Origin of the sequence: Streptomyces sp. NPDC059477 (assembly GCF_042749375.1) — a bacterium.
In the GTDB taxonomy this organism is placed as follows: Bacteria; Actinomycetota; Actinomycetes; order Streptomycetales; family Streptomycetaceae; genus Streptomyces.
The window spans coordinates 45,659-63,312 of the sequence record NZ_JBHYUG010000007.1; the positions used below are offsets into that span (position 1 = coordinate 45,659).

Genomic DNA, 17,654 nt, shown 5'->3' on the forward strand with positions numbered 1-17,654 from the left:
CGCTCTGGCGCGGGGGCCGCGCCGGCGCCCCCCGCCGCGCGGCGCCACCCCCAGGGGCTCCGCGGCGGGGGGGGGCGGCCGGCCCGCGCGCCGGCCCCCCCCGTCGGCCTTCGGTGATCGCCCCGGATGCCCGGCTGCGTAGGCTGGAACCCTTCCGAACAGCCCAGCAGCCCCACCGAAGGGACGACCGATGGCGATCCAGGTCGGCGACAAGGCCCCCGATTTCGAACTCAAGGACAACCACGGCGCGACCGTGAGGCTGTCCGACTTCCGCGGCGAGAAGAACGTCGTGGTGCTCTTCTACCCCTTCGCCTTCACCGGCGTCTGCACGGGCGAGCTGTGCGAGGTCCGCGACAATCTGCCGAAGTTCGCCGACCGCGACACCCAGGTGCTCGCCATCTCCAACGACTCCATCCACACCCTGCGCGTCTTCGCCGAGCAGGAGGGCCTGGAGTATCCGCTGCTCAGCGACTTCTGGCCGCATGGCGAGACCTCGCGCGCGTACGGCGTCCTCGACGAGGCCAAGGGCTGCGCGGTGCGCGGCACCTTCGTCATCGACAAGGAGGGCGTGGTGCGCTGGACGGTGGTCAACGCGCTGCCGGACGCCCGGGACCTCGGCGCGTACGTGACGGCGCTCGACGCGCTGTGAGACGGGGCGCCACGGGCGCCGCTCCGGCGCCGTGGGACAGGGCGCCGGGGACACCGCTGCGGCACGGCTCCCGACGCGCCCCGATTGTTAGGGCCCAGGGCCTGCGGGCCACGGGAACCCGTCACTAGGATCGAATCGTTTGATCCGTTACCGATGCACCACGGGGCTTCCCGCCCCCGGACACAATGGAGGGACTCGTGGGAGTCAGCCTCAGCAAGGGCGGCAACGTATCGCTGACCAAGGAGGCCCCCGGCCTCACCGCGGTCATCGTGGGTCTGGGGTGGGACGTGCGCACCACGACCGGCACCGACTTCGACCTCGACGCGAGCGCGCTGCTGCTGAACAACACGGGCAAGGTCACGAGCGACGCGAACTTCGTGTTCTTCAACAACCTGAAGAGCCCCGACGGCTCGGTCGAGCACACCGGCGACAACACCACCGGTGAGGGCGAGGGCGACGACGAGCAGATCAAGGTCAACCTCGCGGGCGTCCCGGCCGAGATCGAGAAGATCACCTTCCCGGTCTCGATCTACGACGCCGAGAACCGCCAGCAGTCCTTCGGCCAGGTCCGCAACGCCTTCATCCGCGTCATCAACCAGGCCGGCGGCGCCGAGATCGCGCGCTACGACCTCAGTGAGGACGCCTCGACCGAGACCGCCATGGTCTTCGGCGAGCTGTACCGGCACGGCGCGGAGTGGAAGTTCCGCGCCATCGGCCAGGGCTACGCGTCCGGCCTGCGCGGCATCGCGCAGGACTTCGGTGTGAACGTCTGACCGGCGCCACCCGAGCCGAGCCCCGACCGGCGCCGCGGGGTTGGCGGGCGCCCCCGGACGCGCAGGACAACAAAAGAAGCACGACCAGGGGAGGATCAGCATCATGGGCGTCACACTCGCCAAGGGGGGCAATGTCTCCCTCTCCAAAGCCGCACCGAACCTGACCCATGTCTTGATCGGGCTCGGCTGGGACGCGCGTTCCACCACCGGAGCCCCCTTCGATCTCGACGCCAGCGCGCTGGTGTGCAGCAGCGGGCGGGTACTGTCGGATGAATGGTTCATCTTCTACAACCAGCTCACGAGCCCTGACGGCTCGGTCGAGCACACCGGCGACAACCTCACCGGTGAGGGCGACGGCGACGACGAGTCCGTGCTGATCGACCTGGCCAAGGTCCCGGCGCACGCGGACAAGATCGTCTTCCCGGTCTCCATCCACCTGGCCGACGAGCGCGGCCAGACCTTCGGACAGGTCAGCAACGCCTTCATCCGCGTGGTCAACCAGGCCGACGGCCAGGAACTCGCCCGGTACGACCTGAGCGAGGACGCCTCCACCGAAACGGCCATGATTTTCGGTGAGGTCTACCGCTACCAGGGCGAATGGAAGTTCCGGGCGGTAGGGCAGGGGTACGCGTCGGGGCTCCGTGGGATCGCTCTAGACTTTGGGGTCAACGTTTCGTAAAGCCGGGTACGGCGTGGGGGAGACCCATTCAGCCCGTACACAAGGGATAGGGATTGGGTAGCCAGTGGTTCTGAAAACTTTCGGCTGGTCGTTCGCGGTTACCGCGGCCGGCCTTGTCGCAGCGGTCTTCTACGGGGGGTGGGCCGCACTTGGTCTCGTGGCCATCCTCTGTGTTCTTGAGATTTCGCTGTCTTTTGACAATGCGGTAGTAAATGCCGGAATTCTGAAGAAGATGAATGCCTTCTGGCAGCGCATCTTCCTGACCATCGGCATCCTGATCGCCGTGTTCGGTATGCGGCTGGTGTTCCCCGTCGTCATTGTGGCCGTCAGCGCGCAGATCGGCCCGATCGAGGCGGTCGACCTCGCGCTCACCGACAAGACCCGGTACGAGGAGCTGGTCACCGACGCGCACCCGGCCATCGCCGCCTTCGGTGGCATGTTCCTGCTGATGATCTTCCTGGACTTCATCTTCGAGGACCGGGACATCAAGTGGCTGAGCTGGCTGGAGCGGCCCCTGGCCAAGCTCGGCAAGGTCGACATGCTCTCCGTGTGCATCGCGCTGATCGTGCTGCTGGTCACGTCGATGACCTTCGCCACCCAGGCCCATCTGCACGCCGGACCGGCGGACAAGGCGGAGACGGTCCTGCTCTCGGGCATCGCCGGCCTGATCACCTATCTGATCGTCGGCGGCCTCTCCGGCTACTTCGAGAACAAGCTGGAGGAAGAGGAGGAGCGCGAGCACGAGGAGGAGGAGAAGGCCAAGAAGGCCGGCAAGCCGGTCATCCTGCTGGCCGGCCGGGCGGCGTTCTTCATGTTCCTCTACCTGGAGGTCCTGGACGCGTCCTTCTCCTTCGACGGTGTCATCGGCGCCTTCGCCGTCACCAACGACATCGTGCTGATGGCACTGGGTCTGGGTGTCGGCGCGATGTACGTCCGGTCGCTCACCGTGTACCTGGTCCGCGAGGGCACCCTGGACGACTACGTCTACCTGGAGCACGGCGCGCACTACGCGATCGGCGCGCTCGCCGTCATCCTGCTGATCACCATCCAGTACGAGATCAGCGAGTTCATCACCGGTTCGGTCGGTGTGCTCCTGATCGCCTGGTCCTTCTGGTCCTCCGTCCGCCGCAACCGCGCGCTGGCGGCGGCCGAGGGAGGATCGGGGTCGGACGACAACACGGCGGTGTCGTCCGGCGTGTGACATACCCCGCATCGCTCGCGGGGTCCGCGGGGTATCAGCGGGGCACGTACGGGGGTTGACGCCCCCGTGGGTGAGGGAACGCTCTGTGCGGGGCGGTACCGAGGCGGACATCGTCCTCGTGCCGCCCCGCACGGCCGTCTGTCGGAGTGAGGTGGGGGCGCAATGGGCTTGCTGGACCGGTTCTGGCGTGGACGGGACACGGAGTTCGACTCGGGCAGTGCGGCGACCAACTCGATCGAGCTGACCAAACGGCACAGCGAGGTGTCACTGACCAAGCAGGGCGCCGCGACCGGCAATCTGCGGATCAATCTGAACTGGCGCATGCGCAGCTCGGACATCGGCGGCCCCCAGCGGGAGAGCCTGCTGCGGCACCCCTTCAAGGCGCTCAAGCCGCCGGAGGTCATGGGCCACAGCCAGAGCATGGTCAACGTCGACCTCGACCTGGGGTGTCTGTACGAGCTGGAGGACGGCACCAAGGGCGTCGTGCAGCCCCTGGGCGGCCTCCTCGGGGACATCAACGATCCGCCGTACGTCAAACTCAGCGGCGACGACCGCTTCGGCTCGGCCTCCGGTGAGACGATCTACGTCAATCTGGACCACCGCGAGGCCATCAAACGCATCCTGGTCTTCGTCTACATCTACGACCAGACCCCGGCCTTCGACCGCACCCACGCCATCGTCACCCTCTACCCCAGCAACGGCCCCCGTATCGAGATCGGCCTCGACGAACGACACCCGCAGGCCCGCTCCTGCGCGGTCGTCATGATCGAGAACGTCAAGGGCGAACTGATGGTCCGCCGCGAGGTGAAGTTCGTGTACGGCTTCCAGGGGGAGCTGGACCGGTTGTACGGGTGGGGGTTGCAGTGGGGGAGGGGGTACAAGTCGACGAAGGCGGACGCGCAGGGCGGGCGCGGGTAACCCGAACCGGCGTGGACCGCATCAGTGCCTGATGAACTGCGGCCCCTGCGGGGGCAACCGGAACTCGGGATCCGGTACGACCGTCTGCACCGGCTGCGGATACCCGTACGCCGGCTGACTCCCGGCCTGCGGATACCCGTAGGTGGGCGGCTGCCCGCCGGTCTGCGGGTGCGGATATCCGTACGCCGGCCCTGGCCCCGGTGCCGTGACCGCGGCGGCGGCCGTGGCGGTCGAGGCCGCGGCCGGCTGGGGGTAGCCGTACGCCGGCCGTCCGCCCTGTCCCGGCACCTCGGGGGCCCGCTCGGGGGGCAGCGGCCGGGCCGTGTCCGGTACCGCGGCGGCGGTCCCGGTGCCGGACGGCTGCACCACCGTGGGGTGCGTGCCCGGGGACGGCTCCCCAGCCGAAGCCGCCAGCGCGTCGGCCGGTGCCTGCCGCGCGGCGGCCTCCTCGGCCGCCTCCGACTCGTCCACCGAGATCCCGAAGTCGGTCGCGAGCCCCAGCAGCCCGTTCGGATAGCCCTCACCCAGCGCCCGGAACTTCCACCCGTCCCCCCGCCGGTACAGCTCACCGCAGATCAGCGCGGTCTCCGCACCGGTCGTCGGGATGATGTCGAAGTACGCCACCGGCTCCGCGTCCGGCGCTCCCGCGTCGTACAGCAGAATGCGCAGTGACCGTACGCGCTCGAACTTCACCCCGTCCGCCGACGCGACCAGCAGAATCCGGCCGACACTCGACTCGACACCGGAGAGATCCGTCTGGATGGTGTCGGTGAGGCCCTCGGCGACCCGCTTCTTGCCGAGCCGCCAGACCTTCCCGGAAGGATGCCGGGGCTGGTTGTAGAAGACGAAGTCCTCGTCGGAGCGCACACGACCGCCGGGGCCGAGGAGCAGCGCCGAGGCATCGACGTCCGGGACCCCCTGCCCTGGCGTCCAGCGCAGCACCGCGCGCACCGTCGTGGCTTCCAGCGGGACGTTCGACCCTTTCAGCATGGCGTGCGTCATGCGGTCATCCTGCCCTCTCGGTCCTGATCACGACAATGCGGGTCCGGCCCGGCCATGGATGCACCATGGAAGGGTCTGTGTGTACCTGCGTTACCTGAAATTCATGCCTACCGGGAACCCCTGACATGGACTCCTACGTACTATTACCGGCCACCTTTCACGCTCTACCGGGCCATTCCGACTCCACGGGGGAGACTTATGCGTCATTTCGGGCACATTGCCCCTGAGGTACGGCAGCGCCTTTTCTACCGGGAGCCGAGCGATTTCACCGCCGGCTCTCCGGCCCGGCTGCTCGCCGCGGCCCTCGGCGCCACGCTCTACAGTCCCGCGACCAGACCCCGGCTCGCCGACGACATCGTCAAGCAGTCGAGCCGCGGTGTGGTCTCGATGGTCCTGTGCCTGGAGGACTCCATAGGCGACGCGGACGTCGTGGACGCCGAGGAGAACCTGGTGCGCCAGATCCAGGTCCTCGCCGAGTGCGCTCCGTACGCCGCCGATCCGCCACTGGTCTTCATCCGGGTCCGCACGCCCGGCCAGATCCCCGACCTCACCCGCCGCCTGGGTCCGGCCGTGTCGGTGCTGTCCGGATTCGTACTGCCGAAGTTCACCGAGGAACGCGGCATCCCCTTCCTGGAGGCCCTCGCCAGTGCCGAGTCCGCCAGCGGCCACCGTCTCTTCGCGATGCCGGTCCTGGAATCCCCCGAGCTGCTCTACCGGGAGACCCGCGTCGAGACCCTGGAGGGCATCTTCCGCGCGGTCGACAAATTCCGTGACCGCGTCCTCGCCCTGCGCCTCGGCGTGACCGACTTCTGCTCCTCCTACGGCCTGCGCCGCGGCCCCGACATGACGGCCTACGACGTCCAGGTCGTCGCCTCCGTGATCTCCGACGTGGTCAACATGCTGGGCCGCGCCGACGGCACCGGGTTCACCGTGACCGGCCCCGTGTGGGAGTACTTCCGGGTGCAGGAACGTATGTTCAAGCCCCAGCTGCGGCGCAGCCCCTTCCTGGAGGGCCAGGCCGACGAACTCCGCGCCGCCCTCATCGAGCACGCCATGGACGGCCTGCTCCGCGAGATCGCCCTCGACCAGACCAACGGCCTCCTCGGCAAGACCTGCATCCACCCCTCGCACGTCCCGCCCGTCCACGCCCTGTCCGTGGTCAGCCACGAGGAGTTCAGCGACGCCCAGGACATCCTCCGCCCCGAGCGCGGCGGCGGCGGCGTCCTGCGGTCCGCCTACACCAACAAGATGAACGAGGTGAAGCCGCACCGCGCCTGGGCCGAACGCACCCTGCTGCGCGCCGAGGCCTTCGGCGTCGCGGGCGAGGACATCGGCTTCGTCGAACTGCTCGCCGCCGCGATACCCACCTGACCGGCACCCACCTACTCCCCAAGGGACCCATGAACACGTCAACGAACAGCGACGGCCGGGCCGTCACCGGGCGGGCGGGCGCCGGCTCGGACGACACCGGCGGGGTACCCGGGGCGGATGGCTCCGGTCCTTCCGGCGGGGGGTGGCCCGGGGCGGCCGGCTCCGGTGGTGCCGGCGAGCCGGGCGGGGCCGGTGACGCGGATCGGTCGGGTGGGACCGGTGGTGCCGGCGAGCCGGGCGGGTCCGGTGACGCCGATCGGTCGGGTGGGACCGGTGGTGCCTGCGAGTTGGGTGGGGCCGGTGACGCGGATCGGTCGAGTGGGGTCGGTGCCGACCACCAGCCGGGCGCGGCCCATGGCGTCGGCCGGGTCGGAGCCGTCGGGGGCGTCTGGTCCGGGGAGTGGGTCGCCGCGCGGCTCGGGGTCGGCCTTCGGGGCGACGAGCGGTTGCCGGAGCTGCTCGGGCTCGCCCTGCGGCGCAATCCCAAGCGGGCGCACCTCCTGGTCTCCAACGTGCTCGGCAAGCACGTCCCCCAGTCGCCCTCCGTCGTCCACGGGTACGGCCTCACCCTCGGCCGCCGGGTCCGCGAACTGCTCGGGGAGGACCTCGCCCGCCGGGCCGTCGTCCTGGGCTACGCCGAGACCGCCACCGGGCTCGGCCACTCCGTCGCCGACGGCCTCGAAACCGCGCCCTGCCTCCACTCCACCCGCCGCCCGGTCCCCGGCGTCGCCCCCGCGGGCGGCTTCGAGGAGTCACACTCCCACGCCACCTCCCATCTGCTCCTCCCCGAGGACCGGACCCTGCTGGCGGGCGACGGCCCGCTGATACTCGTCGACGACGAGTTCTCCACCGGCAACACCGTCCTCAACACCATCCGCTCCCTCCACGAGCGCTACCCCCGCGACCACTACGTCGTCGTCGCGCTCGTCGACATGCGCTCCCCGGCCGACCAGGGCCGCCTCACCGAGTTCGCCCACGAGATCGGCGCCCGCGTCGACCTCGTGACCGCCGCGCGCGGCACCGTCCTGCTCCCCGACGGCGTACTGGAGAAGGGCCAGGCCCTGGTCGCCGCACACGAACCGCCCGCCACCGCCGCACCACCCACCCCCCGCCCCGGCACCCCGGCCGCCACCCCCACCCGCGTCGACCTGCGCTGGCCCACCGGTCTCCCCGACGGCGGCCGGCACGGCTTCACCCCCGCCCACCGCAGGCGACTCGACGCCGCCCTGCCCGCCATGGGCGCCCGCCTCGCCGAGGCCCTCCCCGCCGGTGCCCGGCGCGTCCTGGTCCTCGGCTGCGAGGAACTGATGTACGCCCCGCTCCGCCTCGCCGGCGAACTGGAACAGCTGCTCCCCGGCGCCGACCTCCGCTTCTCCACCACCACCCGCTCGCCCGTCCTCGCCGTCGACGACCCCGGCTACGCCATCCGCAGCCGCCTCGTCTTCCCCTCCCACGACGACCCCGCCGACGGCCCCGGCGAGCGCTACACGTACAACGTCGCCGGCGCCGGTTTCGACGCCGTCGTCTGTGTCGTCGACTCGACCGCCGACACCCCGGCCCTGCACGCCCCCGACGGCCTCCTCGCCCGGCTCGCCGACCACACCGGGCACGTCCTGCTCGCGGTCGTGCCCAGCCATGTCCCCGCTGCCGCCCACGCCTCCCCCGGAGCCAGATCCGCCATGCTGCCCGAGCCCCTACGCGGCCCCGCCTTCTCCTCCTACGCCCCCGACGAGGTGGGCTGGCTGCTCCAGGACCTGTCCGACGTCACCCTGGAGGCCCCGACCGAGGAGCGCGAGGAGGCGATCCAGAGCGGCGGCGCGCACTACGCCGAGTCGCTGCCCGTGGAGTACCAGCCCAGCGACCAGTACCAGCGGCTGTTCCACGCGGCCCTCGCCACCTCCGCCACCCGAATAGCCCGCGCCGTCGGCGTCGTCACCGAGACCGTCCTCACCGAACGCTCCCCGCGCCCGGTGCTCGTCTCCCTGGCCCGCGCCGGCACCCCCATCGGCATCCTGATGCGCCGCTGGGCCCAGCACCGCCACGGCCTCGACCTGCCGCACTACGCCGTCTCCATCGTCCGCGGCCGGGGCATCGACGCCAACGCCCTGCGCTGGCTCGCCGACCGCCACGACCCCGCCGACGTCGTCTTCGTCGACGGCTGGACCGGCAAGGGCGCCATCACCCGCGAACTCGCCGACGCCATCCGCCAGTTCGAACAGGACCACGGCGTCAGCGGCTTCGACCCCGAGATCGCCGTCCTCGCCGACCCCGGCTCCTGCGTGCGCACCTACGGCACCCGCGAGGACTTCCTCATCCCCTCCGCCTGCCTCAACTCCACCGTCTCCGGCCTGATATCCCGCACGGTCCTGCGCGCCGACCTCGTCGGACCGGACGACTTCCACGGCGGCAAGTTCTACCGCGAACTCGCCGGCGCCGACCTCTCCAACGCCTTCCTCGACACCATCGCCGCCCGCTTCCCCGACGTCACCGACCACGTGGACGCCGCCGTCAAGGAGCTGCTGTCCGGCGACCGCGACCCCACCTGGGCCGGCTGGGCCGCCGTCGAGCGGATCAGCGAGGAGTACGGCATCCACGACATCAACCTCGTCAAACCCGGCGTGGGCGAGACCACCCGCGTCCTGCTGCGCCGCGTGCCCTGGAAGATCCTCGCCCGGGCCGGCGCGGGCCCCGACCTCGACCACGTCCGTCTGCTCGCCGAACAGCGGGGCGTCCCCGTCGAAGAGGTCGCCGAACTCCCCTACACCTGCGTGGGGCTGATCCATCCCAGGTACACGCGCGGCGCGACCGGCGCCGACGGAAAGGCGGTGGCGCTCTGATGCCCGTGCTGGTGGCGAGCGATCTCGACCGAACACTCATCTACTCGGCCGCGGCTCTCGCGCTGACGATGCCCGACGCCCGGGCCCCCCGGCTGCTCTGCGTCGAGGTCCACGAGAGCAAGCCCCTGTCCTACCTGACCGAGACCGCGGCCGGACTGCTCACCGACCTCGCCGACCGCACGGTCTTCGTGCCGACCACCACCCGCACCCGCAAGCAGTACGAGCGCATCAGCCTCCCCGGCCCGCCCCCGCGCTTCGCGATCTGCGCCAACGGCGGCCACCTCCTCGTCGACGGTGTCTGGGACCCCGCCTGGCACGCCCGGGTGACGGCCCGCCTCGCCGACGAGTGCGCCCCGCTGGCCGAGGTCCGCGCCCATCTGGAGTCCACCGGCGACCCCGAGTGGGTCCGCAAACACCGGGTCGCCGACGATCTCTTCGCCTATCTCGTCGTGGAGCGCGAGCGGCTGCCCGAGGACTGGGTGAAGGACCTCGCGGTATGGGCCGAGAACCGCGGCTGGACGGTCTCCCTCCAGGGCCGCAAGATCTACGCCGTCCCCAAGCCGCTGACCAAGAGCGCCGCCATGCGCGAGGTCGCCCGCCGCACCGGCGCCGACCTCACCCTCGCCGCCGGTGACTCCCTGCTCGACGCCGACCTCCTGCTCGCCGCCGACCGGGCCTGGCGCCCGGGCCACGGCGAACTGGCCGACACCGACTGGACCGCCCCCACGGTCACCGCCCTGCCCGAGCGGGGGGTACTGGCGGGGGAACGCATCCTCCGCGAACTCCTGCGAGCGGCAGAAGGCCCGAGGTAGCCCCCAGGCCGCCGTATCGACACCAGGGGCGCCGTGGGGCCACAGGGAGGCCCCAGGGCGCCCCGGCCGGTATGTGGGAGGGCGGTACGAGGCACGGGGGAGCGTGCGGGCGGTGGTTCCGTGTCTACGGGCTTCCCGTGCCGTGCGTCTGTGGTGCGGCGCTCGGCCGCGAGCGCCTTGGTGGGGAGTGCCTGGCTCGCTTCGGCCGCCCCGGCGTATGTCGGTCGGTACGGCGGGGGGAGTGCGCGGGCGCGTGGTTCCGTGCGCCTACGGGCTTCCCGTGCCGTGTGTCTGTGGTGCGGCCCCTGCCCGTCGGCGCCCCGGTAGGGCGCCCCCGCCCCGCTAGGGCCGCCCGTCGGGCACGGCGGACCTGGCGTACGCCGCCACCCCTGCGGGCTCCCGCGTGTCGACCGGGTCGGGGAACCGCCCGGCAGGGTCCGGGGACCGGTCCGGCGGGGATCCGCCGGGTCCCGTGCCGCCCGTGACCCGGGCTCCGCGCGCGGCTCGTCTGCGTCCGCGGCCCGGGCGCAGCAGTCGCAGGACGGCGGCGGCGACGACCGTGAGGGCGGCGAGGGCCAGGACCACCTTCGAGTAGGCGGACACCACCGTGGTGACCTCGGACCAGTTCTCGCCCAGGAGGTAGCCCGCGAGCACGAACACCGTGTTCCAGATCGCGCTGCCCAGGGCCGTCAGGCCGAGGAAGACCGGCAGCGGCATCCGCCCGACCCCGGCCGGTACGGAGATCAGACTGCGGAAGACGGGGATCATCCGCCCGAAGAACACGGCCTTCGTGCCGTGCCGGTCGAACCACGCCTCCGTCCGCTCGATGTCCGACACCTTCACCAGCGGCAGCCGCCCGGCGAGAGCGACCGTGCGGTCCCGGCCGAGCAGCGCGCCGACCCCGTACAGAGCGAGCGCGCCGGCCACCGAACCCGCCGTCGTCCACAGCAGAGCCCCGTACAGGCTCATCTGTCCGGTGCTGGCGGCGAAGCCCGCCAGCGGCAGGATCACCTCGCTCGGCAGCGGCGGGAACAGGTTCTCCAGGGCCACGGCGAGGCCCGCCCCGGGGGCACCCAGGGTGTCCATCAGGTCGGTGATCCACTGTGGCGGGGCTGCGACGGCTGTCATGCAAAGGACAGTAGAGACCCGAAGCTGAAGAGAACCTGAGGGTCAGCCGCAGCATCCCCCGCCACAGCAGCCGCCACCTCCGCCACCCCCGCCGGGGGCCGGCGCGGGGCCCGCCGAGGCGGTGCCGCCGACGGCGACGGTGGACAGGAGCTTGACCGTGTCGGCGTGGCCGGCGGGGCAGTCGGCCGGGGCGGAGGACTCGGCCATGGGGCGGCTGACTTCGAAGGTGTCGCCGCAGGTACGGCAGCGGTACTCGTAGCGAGGCATGCGCACAGGTTAGCTGGCGTCCCGTGGCGGCGGTGGGGGCGTCTCGGCGGACGGGGAGGGCGCGGCGCGGGCGCGTTCCTGCTCGGCGGCGACGGCCTGGGGGTGGCGGGCCCGCCAGTAGGGGTTGTCGTGCGGGAGGGCCGAGCCGACCCGGCCGTACATGCCGAAGGTCATCAGGATGATGCCGACCACGAAGCTGAACAGCACGTTCTGGATCTTGAACGCGAGGAAGTTGTAGTCGGTCTGGAGGAGGCCCAGATTCAGGAAGCCGTTGAGGATGAAGAGGATGCCGAAGGTCATGTTCAGGGTGGAGGCGATGTTTCCGCCGATCACCATGCCGGCGAAGAGGAGCACTCCGACGCAGATGGACAGCACGCTCAGGGCGCCGTTGCTGTTCAGGCCGAGCACCTGGTCGCCGCCGGTGTCGAAGAAACCGATGTTGTTCGTCAGTCCGAGGATGCCGAAGGCGATCAGTCCCAGGCCCATCAGGCCCGCGCCGATCCGGTACACCGTGCTCAGCCGGTGGTCGACGGGAAGGTGTTCGTCGAGCCGGATGCGCCCCCTGGTTCCCGGGCGCAGTGCCTGTGTGGCCATGTTCCGCCTCCCTTGGCTCGCGAGCGGAGGCCGTACGGGCTCTCACCCCCAATATCCGCCCGCCACGCGGATGGGGCAACGGCGGCAATGGCTCAGTGGGCGCCGCCCCCGCCGCCCCCGCCGCGCTCCTCGCGGATCAGGGAGACCACATGGGCCACGGCCCGGCGTACGGCCTCCGTCTCGGTGAGGAAGTGCCAGTAGTCGGGGTGGCGGCCCTCCAGCGTGGCGATCGCGCGGTCCAGCCGGGCGACGGAGTCGTCCAGGGGGCGGGCGTGGCGCGGGTCGGGGGTGTGGCGGCCGGCCATGGCCAGGCGCTGGGCGTCCCGGATGGCGAACCGGGTCCGCTCGATCTCCGCCTGGGGGTCCTTCTGCACCGCGTTGAGCCGCCGCAGCCGGTCCCCGGCGGCGGAGACGGCGTCGTCGGTGGTGTTCAGCAGTGCGCGGACCGTCGACAGCAGGGCGGTGGCGTCCGGCCAGCGCTGGGCCTCGCGGGCGGTCTGCGCCTCGGCCAGCTTCCGCTCGGCCTGGTGGACATTGTCCTCGGCGAGATCCGGGACGCGCTGGAGGTCCTGCCAGCAGGCGGCGGTGAAACGGCGCCGCAGCTCGCTCAGGATGGGCTCGACCTGCCCGGCGCGGGTGGTCAGGGCTTGGGCGCGGGTGCGCAGGGAGACCAGGCGGTGATCGATCTCGGCGGCCCGCTCGGGAAGCCGGTCGGCCTCGGCGCGGATGGTCTCGGCCTCGCGGGCGACACGCTCGGCGCGCTCCAGGGTGTGCGGGACGCCATGCTGGCCCGCGCCCTGGTTGAGCTTGGTCAGGTCGGGTCCGAGGGCGGCGAGCCGGGCGGCGAGGTCGTCGGCGCGCAGACCGGCGGCGCGGGCGGTGTCCAGGGCGTTGGACGCGGCGAGCAGGGACTGCCGGGCGCGCTCGACGGCGGGGGCGAGGCGGGCGAGCTGGGTCTCGGCCTTGCCGAGCAGCGGGCCGAGCCCGTCGGCGAACCGGTCCAGATCCCGCTTGACGCGGGTCAGCTCGTCCTTGGCCTTGGTCAGCTCGGTGCGGGCGTGCCCGGCGGCGGACGCCTCCAGGTCGTCGCGGTCGAGATCGTGGGCGTCGACCGCGCCGATGTACTGGTGGCTGGCCTCGTCGATGCGGTGGCCGAGGGCCGTGAAGTCGGCGGCGGCCCGGCGGGCGGCGGGGGAGTCGTCGACGGCGGCGATCGTCTCGATCGAGATCCGCAGATCGCGCTGGGCGGTGTCGAGTTCGTAGAACGCGGCGGCGGCGGCGTCCTTGGCGGCCTGGGCCTCGGCGCGCTGGCTCTCGGCCCGCCCGCCGAACCAGCGCCGGGTGCCGCCGCCGGTGAAGGCGCCGGGCAGCGCCAGGGCCAGGACCAGCGGCAGGGCGGCCAGCGTGAGCGTGTCCCGCAGCGTGGGCCGGCCGGTGGGCGGTGCGGCGGGGCGTGCGGGCGGCACCAACGGCGAATTCGGCTGAGTCGGTGTCGCCGTCACATCCCTCTCCCGTGCTGTCGTTCGCCCTGCCCGGATGTCATTGTCCCACCGGTTAAGGACGAACACACGGGCCGGTTAGTTCGCCGTGCGGAGGGTCACTTTGCCGTCGCCGGTGCGGGCGGTGACCACATTGTCGCTGGAGTCGTCGCGGGGGAGGGACACCTCGACGCCGCCGTCGCCGGTCTCGGTGCTCACGCGGTAGCCGGCGCGGGGGAGGGTGATGGTGACATTGCCGTCCCCGGCGCGGGACTCCACGCGGTCGGGGACGACACCGAGTTCGAGGCTGACCGAGCCGTCGCCGCTCTGGGTGGTGACCTCGCGGGAGTCGGTCTCGGCCCGGATGTCACCGTCGTCGGTGCGCAGCTTCATGGGACCGGTGGAGTCGGTGACATGGACGCTGCCGTCGGTGGTGCGGAGGTCGAGGGCGCCGGTGGTGCCCGAGACCCGTACGGTGCCGTCGGTGGTGCGGATGCCGAGCGGTTCGTCGAATCCCTCGGCGCGGACGTTCCCGTCGCCCTCCTCGACCTCGACGGCGATCCCGCGGGGCACCTCGACGCGGTGCCGGGCGGCGCAGTCAGCGACGAAGCCGGAGCACTTGAGCCGCAGCGTGAGCCGGTCGTCGTCCATGGACCAGGTGACCTCGGGTTCCTTGCCCACCACCACCGAGCCCTCGAACCAGCGGGTGACCCCGACGCTCCCGGCCGCCTGATCGTCCGAGGCGACGATCTCCAGGTCGGCGTCGTCGGAGTCGACGGTGAGGGTGCTGCCCTTGAGGGCGAAGGACCGGCTCTCGGGGTCCGTGTCGTCGGCGGCGGACGCCGAGCACGCCACGCCGCCCGCCATCACGGCCACGACGGCTCCGGCCACGGCGGCCCTGCGCACGGAAACGGAACGGCTCATGCCGGTCTCCCCCTGGTCCCTTGATCTTCTTCGGTCTCTGCTTCGACGGTAGGGAAAGAGCCCCTCCAGGGGGATCCGGCCCGCTCCCGGATCAGGGGTGGGGGTAACCCCCGGCCCGGCCCCGGGGGGAAGAGAGAGGGACGGGCTCCGCACATGCAAAAGCCCCGGTCGTCTCCGACCGGGGCCTTTCCTGTCCGTGCATCTGGTGGGCGCGGACGGTTTCGAACCGCCGACATCCTGCTTGTAAGGCAGGCGCTCTACCCCTGAGCTACGCGCCCAGACGAGTCGACAGCCTACATTGCCCCGGCCGGTGCCCCGCAAACCCCTGCCCGGGCCTTCCCTGATGCCCCCTCACCCGGCCCCGTTCTCCCGCTCCGGCGCCTCACGGGCGTGCTTCAGGTGGGTGCGGGCGTCGACCTGGTCCGGTCCGGTGAAGGCGGACCAGTAGCGGTGGGTCGTGACGAAGACGGCCAGTTCGTGTTCGCGGCGGCGGAGTTTGTCGATCTCGGCCTGGTCGTCGGGGGTCCAGCCGGGGGAGGCGGGGCGCTCGATCCTGCGCCAGCCGTTCTCGTCGCTGAAGCCGTCGAGGGGCTCGACCGACCAGGGCAGCCGCTTGAGCAGGGCGGACAGCTCGGCCCGGACCTGGTGCAGCTCCTCCTGGCCGGCGAGGAGATCGCTTGGGAAGTCAAAGGTCGTCGCCACGCGGTAATGCTACGCCTGTTCGAATTTACGAGGCGAGCGTCTCCGGAGGCTTACTTCGAACGAGTGTTTCGAATGTGTGTGCGAGTAGGGGGTGGGGTCTCAGGTCGTGGGCCCGCCCAGCTCCCCCACCAGGCGGGACGCCACCGGGACCGGGATGCCGTGGCGGGACGCGGCCCGGAGGAGGGCGCCGCCGATGGCGTCCAGTTCCAGGGGGCGGCCCGCCTCGGCGTCGCGCTGCATGGACGACCTGGTGGCCGGGGGGAAGGCGTCGTAGCGGGCGACGGCCTCGGCCGGGTCGAGCGGGGCGCCGCACGCGCGGCTCACGGCCACGGTCTCCTCGACCAGGGCGGTCAGTTCGGCGCGGTGGCGGGTGCGGATCTCGCCCACGGGGACCCGGTATCGGGTGGTGAGCAGGGCGAGCGGGGCCAGGAACGCCATCTTCGCCCACAGGGTCGCCGTCTCGTCGTCCAGCACGCGGACCGCGGGGCCCGCGGCCGTGAACGCGGCGGCCAGGGCGTCCAGGCGGGCGCGGGGAACCCCGGTGCCGGTCAGATCGATCTCGGCGAAGGGACTGCCGTGCGTGATCTCGCCGGGTGCCGTACGGGTCGACTCCACGCGGATCGCGGCCGGGGCGACCCGGTCGGGGCGGTAACGGGCGCGCAGGGCGGCGGGGTGTTCGACACCGTTCAGGAACGGGACCAGCAGGGCGTCGCCCATGACCTCGGGCGGGACGCGGGTGAGCGCGGCGTCCAGGGCCGGGTGCTTGACCGTGATCAGGCAGGCGTCCACCGGTTCGCGCAGTACGGTGTCCGCCTCCACGCGGGCCCGGAAATCGCCGAACCGGGCGCTGCGGACCTGGATTCCCGAGGTGCGCAGGGCGTGCGCCGTCTCCTCGCCGGCCAGGCAGATCACCCGGTGACCGGCCCGTGCGAGCAGCGCGGCGAGCAGTCCGCCGACCCCGCCCGGTCCGAGGACGGCGACCGTGCCGACCTCGCCGTGACCTGCCCCGTCGCCCGGGTTCTTCGCGTCGGTGACGTTCCTGTCCTGTGCCATCGTGCATGGCTCCTCTCTCCGGTCGGCCCCGGATGCCGGTGGCCGCCTCGCGGAGGATCATCGCAGGTCTGTCGCCGTACGGGGCCGGGCGCGGGACACTGGGGACATGTGCCGCAGCATCAAGACGCTCCGCCCGCCCGCGTTGCCGGAAGAGGCGACGGAAGACGAGATCAGGGCCGCCGCCCTGCAATTCGTGCGCAAGGTGTCCGGGTTCCGGGCGCCCGCCGCGCACAACCGCGAGGTCTTCGACCACGCCGTCGAGGTGATCACCCAGGCCACGGCCGAACTGCTGAGCGACCTGGAGGTCCGGGGCTCGGCGCCGGCGAAGACCCCGGTGAAGCAGGCCGCCGGGTAGACCGGTGGGTAGCCGGCGGGGAGGTCTCCGGAAGGCCTGCGGGCAGATCGGCGGGCAGGTTGCCGGGAAGGCCGTCAGAAAGGCCGTCGGGTAGGAAGCGCAGGGGGCGATCGGGCGGGCGGAGCGGTCGCGCGGGTCACCCCACCTCCGACGTCACCTCACCGCCGACGTCACCTCACCCCACCTCCGACGTCACCTCACCCCACCTCCGACGTCACCTCACCCCACCTCCGACGCCTCCCGCTCCCGCCGCATCACATACCCCGCCACCGAGCCCGCCCCGACCAGCGCGAGCACCGACACCCCCGTCGTCAGCCAGGTCGCGCCCAGCCACTGGGCGCCGAAGTAGCCGAGGGCCACGCTGTACGTCGCCCAGGACAGGCCCGCCAGCGCGGACCAGGGCAGAAAGTCACGGACCCGGCGCTGGGCCGCCCCGGCGATCAGCGACACGACCGAGCGCCCGGCGGGCGCGAACCGGGCCAGCACCACCAGCGCACCGCCCCCGCGGGACAGGGTGAGCCCGAGCCGTTCCTGGGCGGTGGTCAGCCGGCGTGAGCGGGCGATGGCGCGGTCCAGCCGGTCCCCGCCGCGCCGGGCCAGCCGGTACAGCGCGAGGTCGCCGAGGACGGACGCCGTGGTGGCGCACAGGGTCAGACCCAGTACGGACGGCGCGTACGCCGACACGTCGTCGCCCGTCGCCCCGCACCCGGCGGCAGCGGCGGTCGCCGCCATGATGACCAGGAACCCGCTGGGCAGCACCGGCAGGAACACGTCCAGCAGCACGGACAGCGCCACCAGCGCGTAGATCCACGGGCTCGCGGCCAGCGCCCCCACACTTTCGAACAACGGGACTCCCCGAGTCACCCCCCGTGGACCGGACCGTGCCGCGGTGTCGCGAGGGAACGGCAGGA

The 17,654-nt window shown here is 71.9% G+C and carries 18 protein-coding genes and 1 tRNA gene; 9 read left to right on the forward strand and 10 right to left on the reverse strand.

Going from position 1 to position 17,654, the window contains the following annotated elements; all coding sequences use genetic code 11:
• Positions 1-190 precede the first annotated feature (190 nt).
• The 5 genes from ACFXAZ_RS05515 (at position 191) to ACFXAZ_RS05535 (ending at position 4,220) form a co-directional block, all read left to right on the forward strand.
• The gene (locus tag ACFXAZ_RS05515; protein ID WP_384585497.1) at positions 191-649 is read left to right on the forward strand and encodes a peroxiredoxin; all 459 of its coding nucleotides are present in this window, start codon (positions 191-193) and stop codon (positions 647-649) included.
• A 197-nt stretch (positions 650-846) separates the two neighbouring features.
• Complete coding sequence (locus ACFXAZ_RS05520; protein WP_384585500.1) at positions 847-1,422, forward strand: TerD family protein; 576 nt, start codon at positions 847-849, stop codon at positions 1,420-1,422.
• A gap of 103 nt (positions 1,423-1,525) precedes the next feature.
• Entirely contained in the window at positions 1,526-2,101 is a 576-nt protein-coding gene (locus tag ACFXAZ_RS05525) for a TerD family protein (protein WP_382685968.1), read from the forward strand.
• Between the two features lie 64 nt (positions 2,102-2,165).
• Positions 2,166-3,302, forward strand: a complete 1,137-nt coding sequence (locus tag ACFXAZ_RS05530; RefSeq protein WP_384585503.1) for a DUF475 domain-containing protein — start codon at positions 2,166-2,168, stop codon at positions 3,300-3,302.
• Between the two features lie 162 nt (positions 3,303-3,464).
• Entirely contained in the window at positions 3,465-4,220 is a 756-nt protein-coding gene (locus ACFXAZ_RS05535) for a Tellurium resistance (protein WP_384585506.1), read from the forward strand.
• A 21-nt stretch (positions 4,221-4,241) separates the two neighbouring features.
• On the opposite strand, the gene ACFXAZ_RS05540 is transcribed toward ACFXAZ_RS05535, so the two are convergent.
• Complete coding sequence (locus tag ACFXAZ_RS05540) at positions 4,242-5,222, reverse strand: TerD family protein (protein ID WP_384585509.1); 981 nt, start codon at positions 5,220-5,222, stop codon at positions 4,242-4,244.
• 198 nt (positions 5,223-5,420) lie between these two features.
• Between ACFXAZ_RS05540 and ACFXAZ_RS05545 the strand changes: the two genes are divergently transcribed.
• Genes ACFXAZ_RS05545 through ACFXAZ_RS05555 form a run of 3 tightly spaced genes read left to right on the forward strand, consistent with a single transcriptional unit; the run spans position 5,421 to position 10,242 of the window.
• Entirely contained in the window at positions 5,421-6,593 is a 1,173-nt protein-coding gene (locus tag ACFXAZ_RS05545; protein ID WP_384585512.1) for an HpcH/HpaI aldolase/citrate lyase family protein, read from the forward strand.
• 29 nt (positions 6,594-6,622) lie between these two features.
• The gene (locus ACFXAZ_RS05550; protein WP_384585515.1) at positions 6,623-9,430 is read left to right on the forward strand and encodes a phosphoribosyltransferase; all 2,808 of its coding nucleotides are present in this window, start codon (positions 6,623-6,625) and stop codon (positions 9,428-9,430) included.
• Complete coding sequence (locus tag ACFXAZ_RS05555) at positions 9,430-10,242, forward strand: HAD family hydrolase (protein WP_384585518.1); 813 nt, start codon at positions 9,430-9,432, stop codon at positions 10,240-10,242. The genes ACFXAZ_RS05550 and ACFXAZ_RS05555 overlap by 1 nt, the downstream gene beginning before the upstream one ends.
• Positions 10,243-10,584: 342 nt before the next feature.
• Here ACFXAZ_RS05555 and ACFXAZ_RS05560 read toward each other — a convergent pair whose 3' ends face one another.
• From ACFXAZ_RS05560 to ACFXAZ_RS05595, 8 genes are all read right to left on the reverse strand, one after another.
• Entirely contained in the window at positions 10,585-11,370 is a 786-nt protein-coding gene (locus ACFXAZ_RS05560) for a DedA family protein (RefSeq protein WP_384585521.1), read from the reverse strand.
• 42 nt (positions 11,371-11,412) lie between these two features.
• A complete protein-coding gene (locus ACFXAZ_RS05565) occupies positions 11,413-11,637 on the reverse strand; it encodes a zinc ribbon domain-containing protein (protein WP_384585524.1) in 225 nt (74 codons plus the stop codon).
• A 9-nt stretch (positions 11,638-11,646) separates the two neighbouring features.
• Positions 11,647-12,231: a DUF4383 domain-containing protein gene (locus ACFXAZ_RS05570; RefSeq protein WP_384585527.1), complete on the reverse strand. Its 585-nt coding sequence runs from the start codon at positions 12,229-12,231 to the stop codon at positions 11,647-11,649.
• Between the two features lie 92 nt (positions 12,232-12,323).
• Positions 12,324-13,733: a hypothetical protein gene (locus ACFXAZ_RS05575; protein ID WP_384585530.1), complete on the reverse strand. Its 1,410-nt coding sequence runs from the start codon at positions 13,731-13,733 to the stop codon at positions 12,324-12,326.
• Between the two features lie 75 nt (positions 13,734-13,808).
• A complete protein-coding gene (locus ACFXAZ_RS05580; RefSeq protein ID WP_384585533.1) occupies positions 13,809-14,633 on the reverse strand; it encodes a DUF4097 family beta strand repeat-containing protein in 825 nt (274 codons plus the stop codon).
• A gap of 203 nt (positions 14,634-14,836) precedes the next feature.
• A tRNA-Val gene (locus ACFXAZ_RS05585) sits at positions 14,837-14,911 on the reverse strand.
• A 73-nt stretch (positions 14,912-14,984) separates the two neighbouring features.
• On the reverse strand, positions 14,985-15,335 hold the full coding sequence (locus ACFXAZ_RS05590; RefSeq protein WP_384585536.1) for a hypothetical protein: 351 nt from the start codon (positions 15,333-15,335) through the stop codon (positions 14,985-14,987).
• Positions 15,336-15,434: 99 nt separating this feature from the next.
• Positions 15,435-16,388, reverse strand: coding sequence for a ketopantoate reductase family protein (locus tag ACFXAZ_RS05595; RefSeq protein ID WP_384585539.1), 954 nt, complete (start codon positions 16,386-16,388; stop codon positions 15,435-15,437).
• Positions 16,389-16,494: 106 nt separating this feature from the next.
• Between ACFXAZ_RS05595 and ACFXAZ_RS05600 the strand changes: the two genes are divergently transcribed.
• Positions 16,495-16,743: a DUF2277 domain-containing protein gene (locus ACFXAZ_RS05600; RefSeq protein WP_384585542.1), complete on the forward strand. Its 249-nt coding sequence runs from the start codon at positions 16,495-16,497 to the stop codon at positions 16,741-16,743.
• A gap of 219 nt (positions 16,744-16,962) precedes the next feature.
• Here ACFXAZ_RS05600 and ACFXAZ_RS05605 read toward each other — a convergent pair whose 3' ends face one another.
• Positions 16,963-17,589, reverse strand: coding sequence for a DedA family protein (locus ACFXAZ_RS05605; RefSeq protein WP_384585545.1), 627 nt, complete (start codon positions 17,587-17,589; stop codon positions 16,963-16,965).
• Positions 17,590-17,654: the final 65 nt, after the last annotated feature.

Bases quoted from the DNA above. Each gene is read 5' to 3' on its own strand.
- ACFXAZ_RS05570 (WP_384585527.1), bottom strand. From the start codon at position 12,231: ATGGCCACACAGGCACTGCGCCCGGGAACCAGGGGGCGCATCCGGCTC.
- ACFXAZ_RS05565 (WP_384585524.1), bottom strand. From the start codon at position 11,637: ATGCCTCGCTACGAGTACCGCTGCCGTACCTGCGGCGACACCTTCGAA.
- ACFXAZ_RS05535 (WP_384585506.1), top strand. From the start codon at position 3,465: ATGGGCTTGCTGGACCGGTTCTGGCGTGGACGGGACACGGAGTTCGAC.
- ACFXAZ_RS05545 (WP_384585512.1), top strand. From the start codon at position 5,421: ATGCGTCATTTCGGGCACATTGCCCCTGAGGTACGGCAGCGCCTTTTC.
- ACFXAZ_RS05515 (WP_384585497.1), top strand. From the start codon at position 191: ATGGCGATCCAGGTCGGCGACAAGGCCCCCGATTTCGAACTCAAGGAC.
- ACFXAZ_RS05550 (WP_384585515.1), top strand. From the start codon at position 6,623: ATGAACACGTCAACGAACAGCGACGGCCGGGCCGTCACCGGGCGGGCG.
- ACFXAZ_RS05600 (WP_384585542.1), top strand. From the start codon at position 16,495: ATGTGCCGCAGCATCAAGACGCTCCGCCCGCCCGCGTTGCCGGAAGAG.
- ACFXAZ_RS05595 (WP_384585539.1), bottom strand. From the start codon at position 16,388: ATGGCACAGGACAGGAACGTCACCGACGCGAAGAACCCGGGCGACGGG.
- ACFXAZ_RS05525 (WP_382685968.1), top strand. From the start codon at position 1,526: ATGGGCGTCACACTCGCCAAGGGGGGCAATGTCTCCCTCTCCAAAGCC.
- ACFXAZ_RS05580 (WP_384585533.1), bottom strand. From the start codon at position 14,633: ATGAGCCGTTCCGTTTCCGTGCGCAGGGCCGCCGTGGCCGGAGCCGTC.
- ACFXAZ_RS05555 (WP_384585518.1), top strand. From the start codon at position 9,430: ATGCCCGTGCTGGTGGCGAGCGATCTCGACCGAACACTCATCTACTCG.
- ACFXAZ_RS05560 (WP_384585521.1), bottom strand. From the start codon at position 11,370: ATGACAGCCGTCGCAGCCCCGCCACAGTGGATCACCGACCTGATGGAC.
- ACFXAZ_RS05540 (WP_384585509.1), bottom strand. From the start codon at position 5,222: ATGACGCACGCCATGCTGAAAGGGTCGAACGTCCCGCTGGAAGCCACG.